The organism is Nocardioides sp. (assembly GCF_029937575.1).
GTDB lineage: Bacteria > Actinomycetota > Actinomycetes > Propionibacteriales > Nocardioidaceae > Nocardioides.
Genome location: NZ_JAPYPS010000086.1, coordinates 1 through 14,307, shown reverse-complemented (window position 1 = coordinate 14,307; position 14,307 = coordinate 1). Strand labels below are relative to the sequence as shown.

17 protein-coding genes and 1 tRNA gene are annotated in these 14,307 nt (G+C 69.3%); 7 read left to right on the top strand and 11 right to left on the bottom strand.

Annotation, left to right across the window (positions count from 1 at the left end):
• Positions 1-187: 187 nt before the first annotated feature.
• Together Q1K33_RS19000 and Q1K33_RS18995 are read right to left on the bottom strand one after the other, a co-directional pair.
• A complete protein-coding gene (locus Q1K33_RS19000) occupies positions 188-1,216 on the bottom strand; it encodes an NAD(P)H-dependent glycerol-3-phosphate dehydrogenase (protein ID WP_300406319.1) in 1,029 nt (342 codons plus the stop codon).
• A complete protein-coding gene (locus Q1K33_RS18995) occupies positions 1,213-1,968 on the bottom strand; it encodes a lysophospholipid acyltransferase family protein (RefSeq protein ID WP_300406318.1) in 756 nt (251 codons plus the stop codon). Before Q1K33_RS18995 ends, Q1K33_RS19000 begins: the two co-directional genes overlap by 4 nt.
• 129 nt (positions 1,969-2,097) lie before the next feature.
• On the opposite strand from Q1K33_RS18995, the gene cofC reads away from it, so the two are divergent.
• Positions 2,098-2,721 carry a 2-phospho-L-lactate guanylyltransferase gene (cofC, locus tag Q1K33_RS18990; protein WP_300406317.1) on the top strand — a complete coding sequence of 208 codons (624 nt, stop codon included), beginning with the start codon at positions 2,098-2,100 and terminating at the stop codon, positions 2,719-2,721.
• An 88-nt stretch (positions 2,722-2,809) separates the two neighbouring features.
• Here cofC and Q1K33_RS18985 read toward each other — a convergent pair whose 3' ends face one another.
• The 3 genes from Q1K33_RS18985 to leuC all read right to left on the bottom strand — a co-directional run bounded on the left by Q1K33_RS18985 (position 2,810) and on the right by leuC (position 5,877).
• Positions 2,810-3,454 carry an HU family DNA-binding protein gene (locus Q1K33_RS18985; RefSeq protein WP_300406316.1) on the bottom strand — a complete coding sequence of 215 codons (645 nt, stop codon included), beginning with the start codon at positions 3,452-3,454 and terminating at the stop codon, positions 2,810-2,812.
• A 394-nt stretch (positions 3,455-3,848) separates the two neighbouring features.
• Entirely contained in the window at positions 3,849-4,454 is a 606-nt protein-coding gene (gene leuD / locus Q1K33_RS18980) for a 3-isopropylmalate dehydratase small subunit (RefSeq protein WP_300406315.1), read from the bottom strand.
• A 1-nt stretch (position 4,455) separates the two neighbouring features.
• Positions 4,456-5,877, bottom strand: a complete 1,422-nt coding sequence (gene leuC / locus Q1K33_RS18975; protein WP_300406314.1) for a 3-isopropylmalate dehydratase large subunit — start codon at positions 5,875-5,877, stop codon at positions 4,456-4,458.
• 156 nt (positions 5,878-6,033) lie between these two features.
• Between leuC and Q1K33_RS18970 the strand changes: the two genes are divergently transcribed.
• Positions 6,034-6,756: an IclR family transcriptional regulator gene (locus Q1K33_RS18970; protein ID WP_300406313.1), complete on the top strand. Its 723-nt coding sequence runs from the start codon at positions 6,034-6,036 to the stop codon at positions 6,754-6,756.
• 116 nt (positions 6,757-6,872) lie between these two features.
• Here Q1K33_RS18970 and Q1K33_RS18965 read toward each other — a convergent pair whose 3' ends face one another.
• Together Q1K33_RS18965 and Q1K33_RS18960 are read right to left on the bottom strand one after the other, a co-directional pair.
• The gene (locus Q1K33_RS18965) at positions 6,873-7,352 is read right to left on the bottom strand and encodes a methylated-DNA--[protein]-cysteine S-methyltransferase (protein ID WP_300406312.1); all 480 of its coding nucleotides are present in this window, start codon (positions 7,350-7,352) and stop codon (positions 6,873-6,875) included.
• A 3-nt stretch (positions 7,353-7,355) separates the two neighbouring features.
• Positions 7,356-8,891: an AlkA N-terminal domain-containing protein gene (locus Q1K33_RS18960; protein WP_300406311.1), complete on the bottom strand. Its 1,536-nt coding sequence runs from the start codon at positions 8,889-8,891 to the stop codon at positions 7,356-7,358.
• Between the two features lie 106 nt (positions 8,892-8,997).
• Here Q1K33_RS18960 and Q1K33_RS18955 point away from each other — a divergent pair, with 106 nt between their 5' ends.
• On the top strand, positions 8,998-10,233 hold the full coding sequence (locus Q1K33_RS18955; RefSeq protein WP_300406310.1) for an LCP family protein: 1,236 nt from the start codon (positions 8,998-9,000) through the stop codon (positions 10,231-10,233).
• Between the two features lie 70 nt (positions 10,234-10,303).
• Here the strand turns inward: Q1K33_RS18955 and Q1K33_RS18950 are convergent, their stop codons facing one another.
• Both Q1K33_RS18950 and Q1K33_RS18945 read right to left on the bottom strand, forming a co-directional pair.
• On the bottom strand, positions 10,304-11,086 hold the full coding sequence (locus tag Q1K33_RS18950; RefSeq protein ID WP_300406309.1) for an alpha/beta fold hydrolase: 783 nt from the start codon (positions 11,084-11,086) through the stop codon (positions 10,304-10,306).
• A gap of 111 nt (positions 11,087-11,197) precedes the next feature.
• A tRNA-Glu gene (locus tag Q1K33_RS18945) sits at positions 11,198-11,295 on the bottom strand.
• A 124-nt stretch (positions 11,296-11,419) separates the two neighbouring features.
• On the opposite strand from Q1K33_RS18945, the gene Q1K33_RS18940 reads away from it, so the two are divergent.
• The 4 genes from Q1K33_RS18940 (at position 11,420) to Q1K33_RS18925 (ending at position 13,230) form a co-directional block, all read left to right on the top strand.
• Positions 11,420-11,938: a helix-turn-helix transcriptional regulator gene (locus Q1K33_RS18940; RefSeq protein WP_300406308.1), complete on the top strand. Its 519-nt coding sequence runs from the start codon at positions 11,420-11,422 to the stop codon at positions 11,936-11,938.
• Positions 11,938-12,516, top strand: a complete 579-nt coding sequence (locus tag Q1K33_RS18935) for a DUF6036 family nucleotidyltransferase (protein ID WP_300406307.1) — start codon at positions 11,938-11,940, stop codon at positions 12,514-12,516. The genes Q1K33_RS18940 and Q1K33_RS18935 overlap by 1 nt, the downstream gene beginning before the upstream one ends.
• 82 nt (positions 12,517-12,598) lie before the next feature.
• A complete protein-coding gene (locus Q1K33_RS18930; RefSeq protein WP_300406306.1) occupies positions 12,599-12,841 on the top strand; it encodes a type II toxin-antitoxin system prevent-host-death family antitoxin in 243 nt (80 codons plus the stop codon).
• Positions 12,826-13,230 carry a PIN domain-containing protein gene (locus Q1K33_RS18925; RefSeq protein WP_300406305.1) on the top strand — a complete coding sequence of 135 codons (405 nt, stop codon included), beginning with the start codon at positions 12,826-12,828 and terminating at the stop codon, positions 13,228-13,230. The genes Q1K33_RS18930 and Q1K33_RS18925 overlap by 16 nt, the downstream gene beginning before the upstream one ends.
• Positions 13,231-13,470: 240 nt before the next feature.
• Here Q1K33_RS18925 and Q1K33_RS18920 read toward each other — a convergent pair whose 3' ends face one another.
• Positions 13,471-13,881: a PIN domain-containing protein gene (locus Q1K33_RS18920; RefSeq protein WP_300406304.1), complete on the bottom strand. Its 411-nt coding sequence runs from the start codon at positions 13,879-13,881 to the stop codon at positions 13,471-13,473.
• Between the two features lie 55 nt (positions 13,882-13,936).
• A complete protein-coding gene (locus Q1K33_RS18915; protein WP_300406303.1) occupies positions 13,937-14,173 on the bottom strand; it encodes a hypothetical protein in 237 nt (78 codons plus the stop codon).
• Positions 14,174-14,307: the final 134 nt, after the last annotated feature.

The window sequence follows — 14,307 nt, the reverse complement described above, 5'->3', positions numbered from 1 at the left end:
CGGCCGCAGGGCTTACTCAATCTTCGTTCGCCACGCGACCGTGCTCGTTCCTCGCCCTCCGCGCCGTACGGCTGCTTCTCGGCTCGCTGGATTTCGATGCGCCCGTTGCGGCCTCCTTCGTCGGCCGCAGGGCTTACTCAATCTTCGTTCGCCACGCGACCGTGCTCGTTCCTCGCACGGTCGCTGCTCACTCCATCTCGGACTTGGTGTCGCGGGCGAGGATCGTGTCCATCATGTCGGTGACGGTCATCCGGCCTGCGACGACGTCGTCGACGTAGCGCGCGACCGGCGCGTCGCAGTCGGACTTCTCGGCGAGAGCGCGCAAGGAGGAGCACGACTTGGCGCCCTCCGCGACCTGCCGCGTCGAGGCGTAGATCTCGTCGGTGGTCAGTCCACGACCGAGCTTCTCCCCGAAGGACCGGTTGCGCGAGAGCGGCGAGGAGCAGGTGGCCACCAGGTCGCCGAGGCCGGCGAGGCCCATCAGCGTCAGCGGGTTGGCACCCAGCTTCATGGCGAGGCGCGCGGTCTCAGCGAGGCCACGCGTGATCAGCGACGCCGTGGTGTTGTCGCCGAAGCCCAGGCCGACGGCCATCCCGACGCCGAGACCGACGACGTTCTTGTAGGCGCCGCCGAGCTCGCAGCCCAGCACGTCGACGCTGGTGTAGGGCCGGAAGGCCGGCGAGTGGCAGCGCCCCTGCAGCATCCTCGCGACGTCCTCGTCGGCGCAGGCCACGACGGACGCCGCCGGCTCACGACGCGCGATCTCCTTGGCGAGGTTGGGCCCGCTGATGACGGCGATCCGCTCCGGACCGGCATCGGTCACCTGGTGGATGACCTCGCTCATCCGGTTGAGCGTGCCGAGCTCCACGCCCTTCATCAGCGACACCATGACGGCGTCCGGCTCGATGAACGGCGCCCAGGTCGTCAGGTTGTCCCGCAGCGTCTGGGACGGGGTCGCCAAGACCACGACGTCGGCGCCGTGCAGGGCCTTCTCGATGTCGTGGGTCGCGTTGACGGTGGGCGGGAGCTGGATCCCGTGGAGGTAGTCGGCGTTCTCCCGCTCTGCGTTGATGGCAGCGGCCACCTCCTCACGACGAGCCCACAGAGTGACGTCGTTACCGCCGTCGGCCAGGACGATCGAGAAGGCCGTCCCCCAGGAACCGGCTCCGAGCACCGCGACCTTGCCGCGTGATGCTGCGTGGGGCGTGCTGGTCATCCTGCCTCCCGTCGCGGGTGGTCGTCGCCGGCCCCCGCCTTCTTCATGTCGTAGCGCACGGCCGGGGCGCTCTCGCCCCGCAGGTCCTCGACCAGGTCGGTGATCGCACGCATGATCCGCTCGGTGGCCGACGCGAGCGTCTCGGCGGAGGGCGGTGCGGCGTCCCCGATGTCACGGAGGTCGACAGGGTCGCCGACCTTGATGTGGATCGCCTTGCGCGGGAAGAGGTCCGGCTTCTTCGCGTACGGCGCCAGGAGGTCCTGGGCACCCCACTGCCCGATCGGGATCACCGGGCAGCCGGTCTCGAGAGCGATCCGAGCCGCGCCGGACTTGCCGGTCATCGGCCACAGGTCGGGGTCGCGGGTGATCGTGCCCTCGGGATAGATCACGATGCACTCCCCTGCCCGCACCGCTGCGACGGCGGCGGCGTACGCGCCGGCTGCGTTGACGCTGGAGCGCTCCACGGGGATCTGTCCGGCCGAGCGCAAGAAGTGACCCAGGAAGCGGTTGCGGAACAGCCCCGACTTGGCCAGGTAGCGCGGGAGCCGGCCGTGGTCGTGCGTGAAGACCGCGGCGGTCAGCGGGTCGACGTGGGAGAGGTGGTTGATGACGAGCACGCAGCCGCCGCTCGCGGGGATCTTCAGGCCGTCGATCCAGTCGCGCTTGGTGGTCAGGAAGAACAGCGGCTTGAGGATGACCGCCCCGAGGGTGAAGGTCCAGCCGCGGGGCTGGTCCAGCTTGCGAGGTCTCACGGGAGAGCAGGTTACTCGCCGCACCGCCCCCGGCGCCGGTGCCGCTCCCGAGGTGGCCGCCTGCGATCACCGCAGCGCACCGCGCAGACCCGCCACCAGGAGCCGGCACGGACCTGGAACGATGCCGGGATGCAGCAGTACGTCGTCGTGGTGCCGGTGAAGCCTCCGGCGTTCGGGAAGTCGCGCCTGCAGGGACTCAGCGGCGCGCTGCGTCGCGACCTGGCCGAGGCCTTCGCGCTCGACACCGCCGCGGCCTGTCTGGCCGCCACGGGCGTGGCGCAGGTCCTCGTCGTCACCGACGATGCGGCGTTCGCAGCGCGCTTCGCCGCGCTCGGGTGCGCGAGCGTCCCCGACGGGGACAGCAGCGGTCTCAACCCCGCCCTGTCCCAGGCGGCTCAGGAGGCCCGCCGTCGCTGGCCGGACCTCGTCCCGGTGGCGCTGCTCGCCGACCTCCCGGCGCTGCGCGCCGACGACCTGGACGAGGCGTTGCGGTCGCTGGTCCCGGGACGCGCGTCGTACGTCGCCGACGCCGACGGGACGGGCAGCACGCTCTACACCGCGCCGTACGACGAGTTCGACCCGTCGTTCGGTCCCGACTCCGCCCATGCCCACCTGGTGGGGGGCGCGCACGCGGTGCAGGGCGACCTGGCCAGCCTGCGACGCGACGTCGACGACCTCGACGACCTCCGGGCAGCGCAGGCGCTCGGGCTCGGCCCGGAGACCGACCGGCTGGTCGCCGGCCTCCTTCCCTGACGGGCTTGCGTCCCTGGGCGGTCCTCACGACGCGGCGACGGGCCGCACCCCCGAAGAGGTACGGCCCGTTGCTGGGTGGTTCCGGTGGTCAGGCCTTCTTGGCCGGAGCCTTCTTGGCCGGAGCCTTCTTCGCCGGGGCCTTCTTGGCCGCGGTCTTGGCCGGGGCCTTCTTGGCAGTCGTCTTGGCCGGAGTCGTCTTGGCCGGGGCCTTCTTCGCCGGGGCCTTCTTGGCCGCGGTCTTGGCCGGAGCCTTCTTGGCAGTCGTCTTGGCCGGAGCCTTCTTCGCCGGGGCCTTCTTCGCTGCCGTCTTGGCCGGAGCCTTCTTCGCCGGGGCCTTCTTCGCAGCCGTCTTGGCCGGCGTCGCCTTCTTCGCGGCAGCGGCCGCCTTCTTCGCCGGCGCCGACGCCTTCTTGGCAGCCGGGGCAGCCTTCGCGACCGTGAGCTTGGGCAGCTTCTTGGCGCCGGAGACGACGTTCTTCAGGTCGGCGCCCGCGGTGAACTTCGGCACCGACTTCTTCTTGGCCTTGACCCGGTCGCCGGTCTGCGGGTTGCGGACCCAGCGAGCCTCGCGCACTCGCTTCTCGAACGAGCCGAAGCCGGTGATCGCGACCTTCTCCCCCTTCACGACCTCACGCGTGATGGTGTCGAGGACCGAGTCGAGCGCGTGCGCTGCGGCCTTGCGGTTCCCCTCGTATCGCGCGGCGAGCGCGTCGATGAGCTGCGTCTTGTTCACTTGCTTCCCTTCCGATGAACCTGGTTGGTGCCGAGCAAGTGCCCGACTTTCCCCTGCACGCTAGGTAAATGCGCCCGAGGTGACAATCGCCACGCCGTAGCAAGGTCGACAAATTTCACGTTGCTGCACACGTTGCAAGTGCCCGAAACGCCCATGGCTGAGCGGATATCGATGCTGCGTAGCGAGTCACGGGCAACGAGAGGACGCCGCCGACGCCGGCGCTCACCCCGGGCCGTAGAGGCTCAATCCCGCTCAACGGTGGGCTTCTGAGTCAGACCGAGCTGGTCAGACGTCGGCATGTAGGGCCGCGAACTCGCCACCCCGAGACGGGTCGTGTGCCCGACAACGGCCCGTGGACCGGTGTGAAGCACACGACCCACGCGGCGTCCGCCGGTCAGGCCTTGATCGTCGCCGGCTTCCAGGTCGGACGGGTCGCCTCGTAGGAGTCGATGTCGTCGGCGTGGCCGAGGGTGATGCCGATGTCGTCGAGACCCTCGAGCAGGCGCCACCGCGTGTAGTCGTCGATGTCGAAGGAGTCCTCGATCGCGTCAGGACCCTCGCCCGCACGCACGGTGCGCGTCTCGAGGTCGACGGTGATGCTCGCTCCGGGCTGGTCGGCGAGGTAGTCCCACAGGCGCTGGATGACCTTCTCGTCGACCTGGGCGGCGAGCAGGCCGGCCTTGCCGGAGTTGCCGCGGAAGATGTCGGCGAAGCGTGCCGAGATGACGACCTTGAACCCGTAGTTCTGCAGCGCCCACACGGCATGCTCGCGCGAGGACCCGGTGCCGAAGTCCGGCCCGGCCACCAGGACCGAGCCACCGGCGTACGACGGGTCGTTGAGCACGAAGGTCGGGTCGTTGCGCCAGGCGCTGAACAGCCCGTCCTCGAAGCCGTCGCGGGTGACGCGCTTGAGGTAGACGGCGGGGATGATCTGGTCGGTGTCGACGTTGCTGCGGCGCAGCGGGACGCCGACGCCGGTGTGGGTGGTGAAGGCGTCCATGTCAGTTGCTCCCAGTCGTGGCGGGGGTCAGGTCGGCAGGCGAGGAGAGGGTGCCGCGGATCGCGGTCGCCGCGGCCACCGGGATCGAGACGAGGTGGGTGCGTCCACCCTTGCCCTGGCGCCCCTCGAAGTTGCGGTTGGAGGTCGACGCGCTGCGCTCGCCGGGCTGGAGCGTGTCCGGGTTCATCCCCAGACACATCGAGCAGCCGGCGCCACGCCACTCGGCCCCGGCCGCGATGAAGATCTTGTCGAGTCCCTCCTCCTGCGCCTGCAGACGCACGCGCACGGAGCCGGGGACGACGAGGAGCCGGGTGTCGGCGTCGACGGTGTGGCCCTCGATGATCTCGGCCGCCAGCCGCAGGTCCTCGATGCGACCGTTGGTGCAGGAGCCGACGAAGACGGTGTCGACCTTGACCTCGCGCATCGGCGTGCCGGCCTCCAGACCCATGTACTCCAGGGCCTTCTCGGCGGCGATCCGGTCCTCGGCATTGTCGTACTGCTCCGGGAACGGGACGCTCGCGCCCAGGGGCACGCCCTGTCCGGGGTTGGTGCCCCACGTGACGAACGGCGTCATCTCGCTGGCGTCGAGGACGATCTCCTTGTCGAAGAGCGCGTCGGCGTCGGTGACCAGGCTGCTCCAGTGTGCGACCGCGGCGTCCCACTCGTCACCGGAGGGCGCCTCGGGACGACCTTCGATGTAGTCGAACGTCGTCTGGTCCGGGGCGATGAGGCCGGCCTTGGCGCCCCACTCGATGCTCATGTTGCACACCGTCATCCGGCCCTCCATCGAGAGCTCCTCGATGGCCTGGCCGCGGTACTCCACGATGTAGCCCTGGCCTCCGCCCGTACCGGTGTGGGCGATGAGGGTGAGCACCATGTCCTTGGCCGTGACGCCGGCGGGCAGGCTGCCGTTGATCGTGACCGCCATCGTCTTCGGCTTGGCCTGCATCAGGGTCTGCGTCGCCAGGACGTGCTCGACCTCGGAGGTGCCGATGCCGAAGGCGATCGCGCCGAAGGCGCCGTGGGTGCTGGTGTGGCTGTCGCCGCACACGATCGTCATGCCCGGCTGGGTCAGGCCCAGCTGCGGGCCGACCACGTGGACGATGCCCTGCTCGACGTCGCCGAGCGGGTGCAGGCGCACGCCGAAGTCGGCAGCGTTCTTGCGCAGGGTGTCGACCTGGGTCTTGGAGACGGGGTCGGCGATCGGCTTGTCCCAGTCGAGCGTCGGGACGTTGTGGTCCTCGGTCGCGAGGGTCAGGTCCGGACGTCGTACGGTCCGGCCGTTGAGCCGCAGGCCGTCGAAGGCCTGCGGGCTCGTCACCTCGTGGATGAGGTGGAGATCGATGTAGAGCAGATCCGGCTCGCCTTCACTGCTCCGGACGACGTGCTCGTCCCAGACCTTCTCCGACAGCGTCCTGCCCATTGCTGATCTCCTCTGTGTCCTGAGCTGCGGCGCCCGGTCGGCGCCGGTGGACGTCGTCTGCTCGACGTCACGGGTGGCGACGCACAGGGGTGTCGTACGTCGCGGGAACAAACGTTAGCGGTTGCATCCCATTGGGTGAGACGCTAATCTCACCCAATGGACACCTCAAGTGGCGTCGGCGTACTCGACAAGGCGGCGCTCGTGCTCACCGCGCTCGAGTCCGGACCGGCCACCCTGGCCGGGCTCGTCGCCGGCACCGGCCTCGCCCGACCGACCGCGCACCGCCTCGCGGTGGCCCTCGAGCACCACCGGCTCGTGGCCCGCGACATGCAGGGCCGCTTCGTGCTGGGGCCCCGTCTTGCGGAGCTCTCGGCTGCTGCCGGCGAGGACCGGCTGCTCGCCACCGCCGGCCCCGTGCTGGCACGGCTGCGCGACATCACCGGCGAGTCCGCCCAGCTCTGGCGACGCCAGGGCGAGCACCGAGTCTGCGTTGCCGCCGCCGAGCGACCCTCCGGCCTGCGCGACACCATCCCGGTCGGTTCCCAGCTGACGATGCGCGCCGGATCCGCCGCTCAGGTGCTGCTCGCCTGGGAGGACCCCGAGCGGATGCACCGTGGCCTGCAGAACGCCGCGTTCTCCGCCGCGGCGCTCTCCGGCATCCGCCGTCGCGGCTGGGCCCAGTCCATCGGCGAGCGCGAGCAGGGCGTCGCCTCGGTCTCCGCCCCGGTGCGCTCCCCCGGCGGCAAGATCATCGCCGCCGTCTCGGTCTCCGGTCCGCTGGAGCGGCTCTCGCGCCAGCCCGGTCGGATGCACGCCCCCGCCGTCCTGGCTGCTGCGGAGCGCCTGTCGGAGTCGTTGCGGCGAGCGGCAGCGGAGTGAGCCTGCGAACTCCGCGCTGTCGCGAAGATTGAGCGAACCCCGCGGGCGAGGCACGAGCCCGCGACGGGTGAGACGAAATCCTGTGGGACGAGCACCAACCTCGACCACGGGATGCCTCAGAACAACGCCTCCTGCTCCAACGACAACAACGTCTGCTTGCGCTCGACACCTCCGGCGTAGCCCGTCAGGGTGCCGTTGGCGCCGATGACACGGTGGCACGGGATCACGATGGGGATCGGGTTGGAGCCGTTGGCCAGACCGACCGCGCGCGAGGCGGCGTTGGTCTTGCCCAGGCGCCGGGCGATCTCGCCGTACGACGCCGTCTCGCCGTAGCCGATGCCCGCGAGCTGCTGCCAGACCAGCTGCTGGAAGTCGGTGCCCACCAGGGCGAGCGGGAGGTCGAACTCCTTGAGCTCACGGGCGAAGTACGCCGTCAGCTGCCGCGTAGCCTCCCGGAGCACCGGGTGGGCGTCGTCGCGCACCCCCCGTACCCGCCCGTCGCCGTCGCGGAACGGGGAGAACTCGATCGCGGTGATCTCGTCGTGGCGCTCGACGAGACGCAGCTCGCCGATGGGTGAGTCGAGCACGGTCCACATGGGTCAGGCCTCTTTCGTCGGGGGCGGCGCGGTGGTGGGCATGAGGGTGTTCCAGAGGTGGAGCAGGGCGTAGGAGCGCCAGGGGCTCCAGGCTGCGGCACCGGCGATCACGTCTGCGGGGTCGCGGCCGAGGCCGCGCAGGGCGTTGCGCACGCCGATATCGGTCGGCAGGAAGACGTCGGGGTGACCGAGCGCGCGCATCGCGACGTAGTCGGCTGTCCACGGTCCGATGCCGGCCAGGGCCACGAGAGCGGCGCGCACGTCTCCTCGGTCGACGCCGCGGTCCAGTCGCACCTCACCACGAGTCAGCGCCCCGCACAGCCCGACCAGGGCCCGGCCCCTGGCCCGCGGCATCGGCAGTGTGGTGGGGCCCAGCCCGGCGAGGACGTCGGCCCTCGGGAACAGATGCGTCAGCCCCCGGACCGACGTGTCGATGCGTTGACCGACCGCCGCGACGACCTGCCCCGTCACGGTGCGCGCGCCGGTCACGCTCACCTGTTGACCGATCACCGTCCGTACGGCGGTCTCGTCGCCGTCGACCTGACCGGGCAGCCGCAACCCGGGACATGCTCGCGCGAGCGCCCCGATCACCGGGTCCCCCACGAAGTGGTCGTCGACGGCGACCGGGTCGCAGTCGGCGTCCAGGAGTCGTCGCGCCCGCTCGACGGCGGCCGCGGTGTCGCGCAGGTCGGTGAGCTCGAACCTGGCGTCGACGAACGCCGTACGCCCGGACTCCGGCGCATCGGCGATCTCCAGGACCACGGTGCCGGGTCCGTGCGGGAGGTCGAGGGTGCGCGCGTACCAACCGTCGCCGGCGACCTCGACCCCCGGCACCAGGTGGTAGGCGAGGAAGTTCAGCAGCGCCCGACCGGCGAACGGCGTGCGTACGGCGAGCCGCAAGGTCACGCTCACCGCCCCCGGTGGACTCGACGCGGGCGCCTGACCGGCGCGGGCCGAGGACGACGGGCGAGCCCGACGCCCCCGCAGCTCGGTCGGGCTCGCGGCATAGACCTCGCGGACGGTCTCGTTGAACTGCCGCACGCTGGAGAAGCCGGCTGCGAAGGCGATGTCGGCGAAGCCCAGCTCGGTCGTCTCCACGAGGATCCGAGCGGTCTGCGCCCGTCGTGCGCGAGCCAGAGCCAGGGGCCCGGCGCCGAGCTCGGCCGACAGCACCCGTCCGAGGTGGCGCGCGGTGTAGCCGAGGCGCAGGGCGAGTCCGTCGACGCCTTCGCGGTCGACCACGCCGTCGGAGATCAGGCGCATCGCGCGCCCGGCGACGTCGGCGGCGACGTCCCAGTCCGGGCTGCCAGGGGTCGCGTCCGGCAGGCAGCGCTTGCAGGCGCGGTACCCGGCTGCCTGGGCCGAGGCCGGGCTGACGTGGAAGCCGACATTGCTCAGAGCAGGCGTCCGTGCGGGACACGAAGGTCGGCAGTAGATGCCCGTCGTGCGGACCGCGGTGTAGAACACCCCGTCGAAGCGGCGATCGCGCGCCTTGACGGCCCGGTAGCAGGACTCGGGGTCGAGACGGGCCGTGTGCATGGGTCCATCATGACGGACCCTGCTCGCCGGCTCCGGCGGAAATCGGACACCACCGTCGTCGCGCGATCCGGCCGCGTGCTACCGGGTGTCTGTGAGAATGTGACCTGTGACCGAGGAAACCGCGGTGCCCGTGCGCCCCACCCGAAACCGTCGCCAGGTCTGGCTTGCGGTCGCGGTGACCCAGCTGGTGCTGGCCGTACTGACGGTCGGCGCCGTGACGCTCGCCTACAACACCCTCAACGGCAACATCGAGGACGGCGAGACGATCAACCACCAGGCGACCAAGCAGCCGGTGGCGGCCGAGGACGCCGGACCGATGGAGCCGCTGAACATCCTGATCCTCGGGTCCGACTCGCGCTCCGGCGACGGCAACGACATCGACGGTCTCGGCGACATCGGCGAACGCGCCGACACCACGATCCTGATGCACGTCTCGGCCAACCGGAAGAACGCGTACGGCGTGAGCCTGCCGCGCGACGCGATCGTCGACCGGCCCGACTGCATGGACGCCGACGGGGAGATGGCTGCTGGAGCCGAGCAGGTCATGTTCAACACCGCCTTCTCCGAGGGCGGCGCCCAGTGCGCGGTCCAGACTGTCGAGGCGCTGACGGGCATCTACATCGACCACTTCCTCGTCGTCGACTTCAACGGCTTCAAGGACATGGTCGAGGCCATCAACGGCGTCGAGGTGTGCCTGCCCAAGGAGGTCAACGACACCGAGCACAACATCTTCCTGCCCGCCGGCGTGCAGACCCTGACCGGCCAGGACGCCCTCAACTACGTGCGCGAGCGCTCGATCCTGTCGGTGACCGGAGACATCGGGCGGATGAAGCGCCAGCAGGCCTTCATCGCCTCCATGATCAACAAGGTCAAGTCGGCCGGGATCCTGTCCCAGCCCTTGTCGATCTTCAACTTCCTCAACGCCGCGACCTCCTCCATCGAGGTCGACGCCGAGCTCGACTCGGTCGGCAAGCTCGCCGACCTGGCCACCCAGTTCCGCAACACGGGTCTGTCGGACATCCAGTTCATCACCGTGCCGATCGCCGAGTACCCGCTCGACCCCAACCGGCTGATCTGGACCGAGCAGGCCGACGAGCTGTGGGCGCGGATCATGGACGACCAGCAGCTCGGCAAGGACTTCAGCGCCACGAGCATCGGCGCCGACGACTCGGTCGGCAGCATCGACGAGCCGACCCAGACGCCGTCGGCCACCCCGACCGAGGAGCCCTCGGACACGCCGACGACCGACGATCCGACGGACGAGCCCACCACGGACCCCGACGAGGAAGCAGCTGCGGAGGCGGCCGCCGAGGCGCGGCGCCAGGCCGGGCTCTGCACCTGATCCCAGCACCGGTCCGGACCCCGTCGACGGCTCGCCCTCCGGCGGGCACCGAGGGCGGTCCTAGGAGGTCCTAGGAGGTCCTGTCGAGGATCAGTCGGATCGCCTCCTCGGGGGCGTCCCACTGGGGGAAGTGGCCGCACCGCTCGAACCAGTGCAGCACTGCGTCGGGGAACAGCTCCGTGGCGCGCGCGGCCTGGCGCGGCAGCGTCACCAGGTCTCGACGACCCCATCCGATCGTGACCCGGCCGGGCACCGTGCCGGCAGCGGCTCCTTGCTGCTTGGGCCCCTTGACCAGGGCCGTGAGCGCGGCGCAGGTGGACGGGGAGTCGGCGAGGCCGCGCACGTCCGGCAGCACGGTCTCGCGAGACAGGGCCCAGGGTCGCGCCGACAGCTGAGCCAGGAGCAGCGTCCTGCCCACCCTGCTGCCGAGCAGTGCCGGGAGCAGGCTTCGCAGCACCCGGACCAGGGCGACCGAGGGACGCAGGGTCGCGCCGAAGACGAGGAGCTCACGGTCGCTCCAGAAGCCGCCCGGGTCCAGCGCCACGGCGTCGCCGCCGACACCTCGCCGCGCGAGCTCGAGCACCATCCGCCCGCCCATGGACTGCCCGACGAGAGACACCCCGTCGAGGCCCTGCTCGCGGATGAAGTCCGCGACGGAGTCGGTCAGGGTGGCGATCGAGACCTCTCCGGCCAACGGTGGGGTCTCACCGAAGCCGGGCAGGTCGACGGCGATGACCTCGCGGCTCTGCGCCAGCGTGTCGATGATCGGGGACCAGGATCGCCACCCCGCACCCAGACCGTGCACCAGCAACAGAGGACGGCCACTCCCGCGGCGCACGTGGTTCAACGACATGTGGCGAACGTAGCCCAGGGGGGTCTAGACAGCCCTCGATCTATCGGGCACCGCACATGACGAAGAGGCCCTGTCCTGCGTCTCCGCAGATCAGGACCTCTTGTCGATCTGTACCCCCGACCGGATTCGAACCGGCGCTACCGCCGTGAGAGGGCGACCGAGGAGTCCCCGGACGATGCTGGAAATCATTGAACGTGCAGGTCAGAGGCACTATTGACGATTGGCACTCATTGGTCATTTCGGGCTGCTTCTGGCCCTTGTGTTGCCCCAGTGTTGCCCGACAGTGCTGACCGCAACCCTGACGCCTATAGCATTATTTGCTATAGTGCGTTCATGACGGACAAAAGTGACGTGCTGCGCGAGGTGATGCTCAAGACGAGCACCACGCAGTCCGGCCTGTCTCGGCTCAGCGGTGTGCGGCAGCCGAGCATCAGCGGCTTCCTCTCGGGCAAGGTCGACCTCAGCGATGACCAGCTCGACCGTCTGCTGTCGTGCATGGGTTTCCGCCTCGAGGTCTTACGACGCCCCGTCGTTCCCCAGCTGACTCGCTCCGAACGCCGTTCGTGGCAGTTGCACCGGCGACTCTCCACCCTTCTGAATGATTCGAGCTTTGAGGGGTGGCGACCGATGATCGAGCGCAACCTCGACCGCCTCGGCGGCAACGTGACCGGCCAGCCGCACGAACGGAATCTCGAGCAGTGGCACCAGCTGGTCGAGCGCGGCGACCTTCCCGGACTGCACCGCGTCCTCACGGGTCTTGGCCGAGATTCGATCGAGATGCGCGAGGTCTCCCCCATGTCCGGGCTGCTCCCCGACGAGCAGCGCCGCGAAGTCCTGCGAGTGGTCGGCTGATGCGACGAGACCAGCTGGAGCACGCCATCCGCACGGCCTGCCAGATCATCGATCAGTCCGAGGTCATCGTTGTCGGCTCGCAGGCCATCCTCGGCGCCTACGACGAGTCACAACTGCCTTCGGCGGCGACGATGTCTATCGAGGTCGACATCCTGCCCATCGCCGAGACCAACGATGAGACGGCACGACTGGCCGACCTGATCGAAGGTGTCGCCGGCGAGCTATCACCATTCGAGGAACTGCACGGCTTCAGCATCGATGGCGTCGACCTCGACACGGCAATCCTCCCCGACGGCTGGCGCAGCCGACTGGTCAAGGTGGAGAACGCAAACACGGCGGCGGCAGGCGGCGAGCCTCGCTTCACCGGCTGGTGTCTCGACAAGGAGGACCTCTGGGTCGCAAAGCTGGTCGCACTACGCGAGAAGGACCGCAACTTCGTCACCGCGCTGCTCGAGGCCAATCTCGTCGACGCCGACGTGATCGCATCGCGACTGCGGACGATTCCAAGTGAACGCGTTGCCTCACGAGAGGCCGCGCTCACCTGGCTCACAGCGTCACCGAACGCTTCAGGCCGCTGAACTAGCGTCGGCAATTCCGGTGTGGGACTCGCTGCTCAACGCGATGGTTGTCGCGACATCGGCGATCAGATAATCTGATTCGATGAAGACAATGAGCGCGACAGAAGCGAGCCGTTCCTTTGCTTCACTGCTCGACGAGGCCGAACGAGGAGGCACGATCGTCGTCACTCGTGGTGGTCGCCGGATCGCGACGATCGGCCCTGCCACGGCTGGCAATGGCGTCGCGGTGGCCGAGTTGCTCGGTTCGGCCAAGCTGGACGAGGACTTCGCGGCCGACGCCCTTGCCGCACGCCAACTTGAGGCCCCGACGTGGCCCGCAGACTGATCGTTGACACCAGCGTCCTCGTGATGTCCGAACGTGCTCAGGGGACCCTCACCGCCGCGATCGAGGCCGACGACGACCTCGCTATTGCAGCGATCACCGTGGCCGAGCTTCGTACCGGCGTCGAACTTGCTAGCGATGCTCGCAGAGCGGGTCGCAGCGAGTTTCTGGTACGAGTGCTGGAGACGTTGCCTGTCGAGCCGTACGACCTCAGAACAGCCGAAGAGCACGGCCGATTGCTGGCGCATGTGCACCGCGAGGGAGCCAAGCGCGGTGCACACGACTTGATCATCGCGGCCACGGCCGCCTCCACGGGGCGCGTAGTTCTGACGGGGGATCGCAGCGCACGCTTCGGCGACCTTCCCGGCGTCGAGTGCATCCACGTGGGGTGAACGTTCACCCCCACCGGCTTCGAACGACGCAGCGCCTCGCCCACGCAGCCGCGCGGAACTGCATCGCGTCCTTCCCAGTTGTGTACGTCCGGCTACGAGCCATGCCGCCCCGAGGGCTCCGCCCGACCATGGCTCTATCCGCGCGCCGCGACCGCCGCGTGCCGATCGTGGACGGGAGGGTGGCAGATCACGTGCATAACAAGCAGATCCGGTCGTTTGGGAAGCCGAACGGCACGCGGCCTAGCTCGATGACTGGGACGCTGCGCTGCTATCTCCGTGGCACCGCAGATCGTGAGGCGCGGGTTCGGTCCGCGCTCGGAGGAGAGTCCCTGGCTCACCTTCCGAGTCGGCGTGTCGTGGTCGCACGTTCGGGAAGTGCCGGTGGTCAAGCGTGGCGATCTCGGTGACGCCAAGTCGCTCTGGGATGGCGATCATCGAAGCGTCGGTGGTCCCGAGCGGAAAGTCGTCGTAGGTGTCGACCAGCTCGATGACGCGCGACATGTCCTCCGCCACAAGCTCGACAAGAGCAAGGTCGCCGTCAGCGATCGACTGGAGGAACAGCACCTCCTGCGCCGTGCCGCCCTGCCTCTGGATCGTGTAGGCACACTCGGCAAAGTCAGTCTGCGGCACCAGCAACGTCTCGGAACTCACGTGCAGAGCCGCGAACATGCAGACGCAGCGATGAGCAGACCGGAGTCCACCACCATCATCCCCGGAGGTCCTGCCCGAACCCCGACTCGGCCAAGAACTCATCCACGCACCTGGCCGTGTCGGTACGACCGTCAGCGGCGTGCTTGATGCTTGCGAAGAAGGCCGGGGGCCACGACCGCTCGCCATAAGCCTTCGGCATGCTGAGTGCGCGAGCCGTGGTCAGCAGAGCACTCACCTTCTCCTCCGGCAGCCCATCGATGAGATGGATCAACTCCTCGCGCGCCTCGGTCACCCAGAAACCACTTCGTGGCTACAACGCGGAAGGGGGCTCCGACTCAACGTTTCCGCTGGTCAGAGCCCCCTGCACGATCTGTACCCCCGACCGGATTCGAACCGGCGCTACCGCCGTGAGAGGGCGGCGTGCTA

Excerpts from the sequence above, each read along its gene's own strand:
- Q1K33_RS18950 (WP_300406309.1), bottom strand. The coding sequence starts at position 11,086 with ATGTCGTTGAACCACGTGCGCCGCGGGAGTGGCCGTCCTCTGTTGCTG.
- Q1K33_RS19000 (WP_300406319.1), bottom strand. The coding sequence starts at position 1,216 with ATGACCAGCACGCCCCACGCAGCATCACGCGGCAAGGTCGCGGTGCTC.
- cofC (WP_300406317.1), top strand. The coding sequence starts at position 2,098 with ATGCAGCAGTACGTCGTCGTGGTGCCGGTGAAGCCTCCGGCGTTCGGG.
- leuD (WP_300406315.1), bottom strand. The coding sequence starts at position 4,454 with ATGGACGCCTTCACCACCCACACCGGCGTCGGCGTCCCGCTGCGCCGC.
- Q1K33_RS18970 (WP_300406313.1), top strand. The coding sequence starts at position 6,034 with ATGGACACCTCAAGTGGCGTCGGCGTACTCGACAAGGCGGCGCTCGTG.
- Q1K33_RS18960 (WP_300406311.1), bottom strand. The coding sequence starts at position 8,891 with ATGCACACGGCCCGTCTCGACCCCGAGTCCTGCTACCGGGCCGTCAAG.
- Q1K33_RS18940 (WP_300406308.1), top strand. The coding sequence starts at position 11,420 with ATGACGGACAAAAGTGACGTGCTGCGCGAGGTGATGCTCAAGACGAGC.
- Q1K33_RS18935 (WP_300406307.1), top strand. The coding sequence starts at position 11,938 with ATGCGACGAGACCAGCTGGAGCACGCCATCCGCACGGCCTGCCAGATC.
- Q1K33_RS18930 (WP_300406306.1), top strand. The coding sequence starts at position 12,599 with ATGAAGACAATGAGCGCGACAGAAGCGAGCCGTTCCTTTGCTTCACTG.
- leuC (WP_300406314.1), bottom strand. The coding sequence starts at position 5,877 with ATGGGCAGGACGCTGTCGGAGAAGGTCTGGGACGAGCACGTCGTCCGG.
- Q1K33_RS18965 (WP_300406312.1), bottom strand. The coding sequence starts at position 7,352 with ATGTGGACCGTGCTCGACTCACCCATCGGCGAGCTGCGTCTCGTCGAG.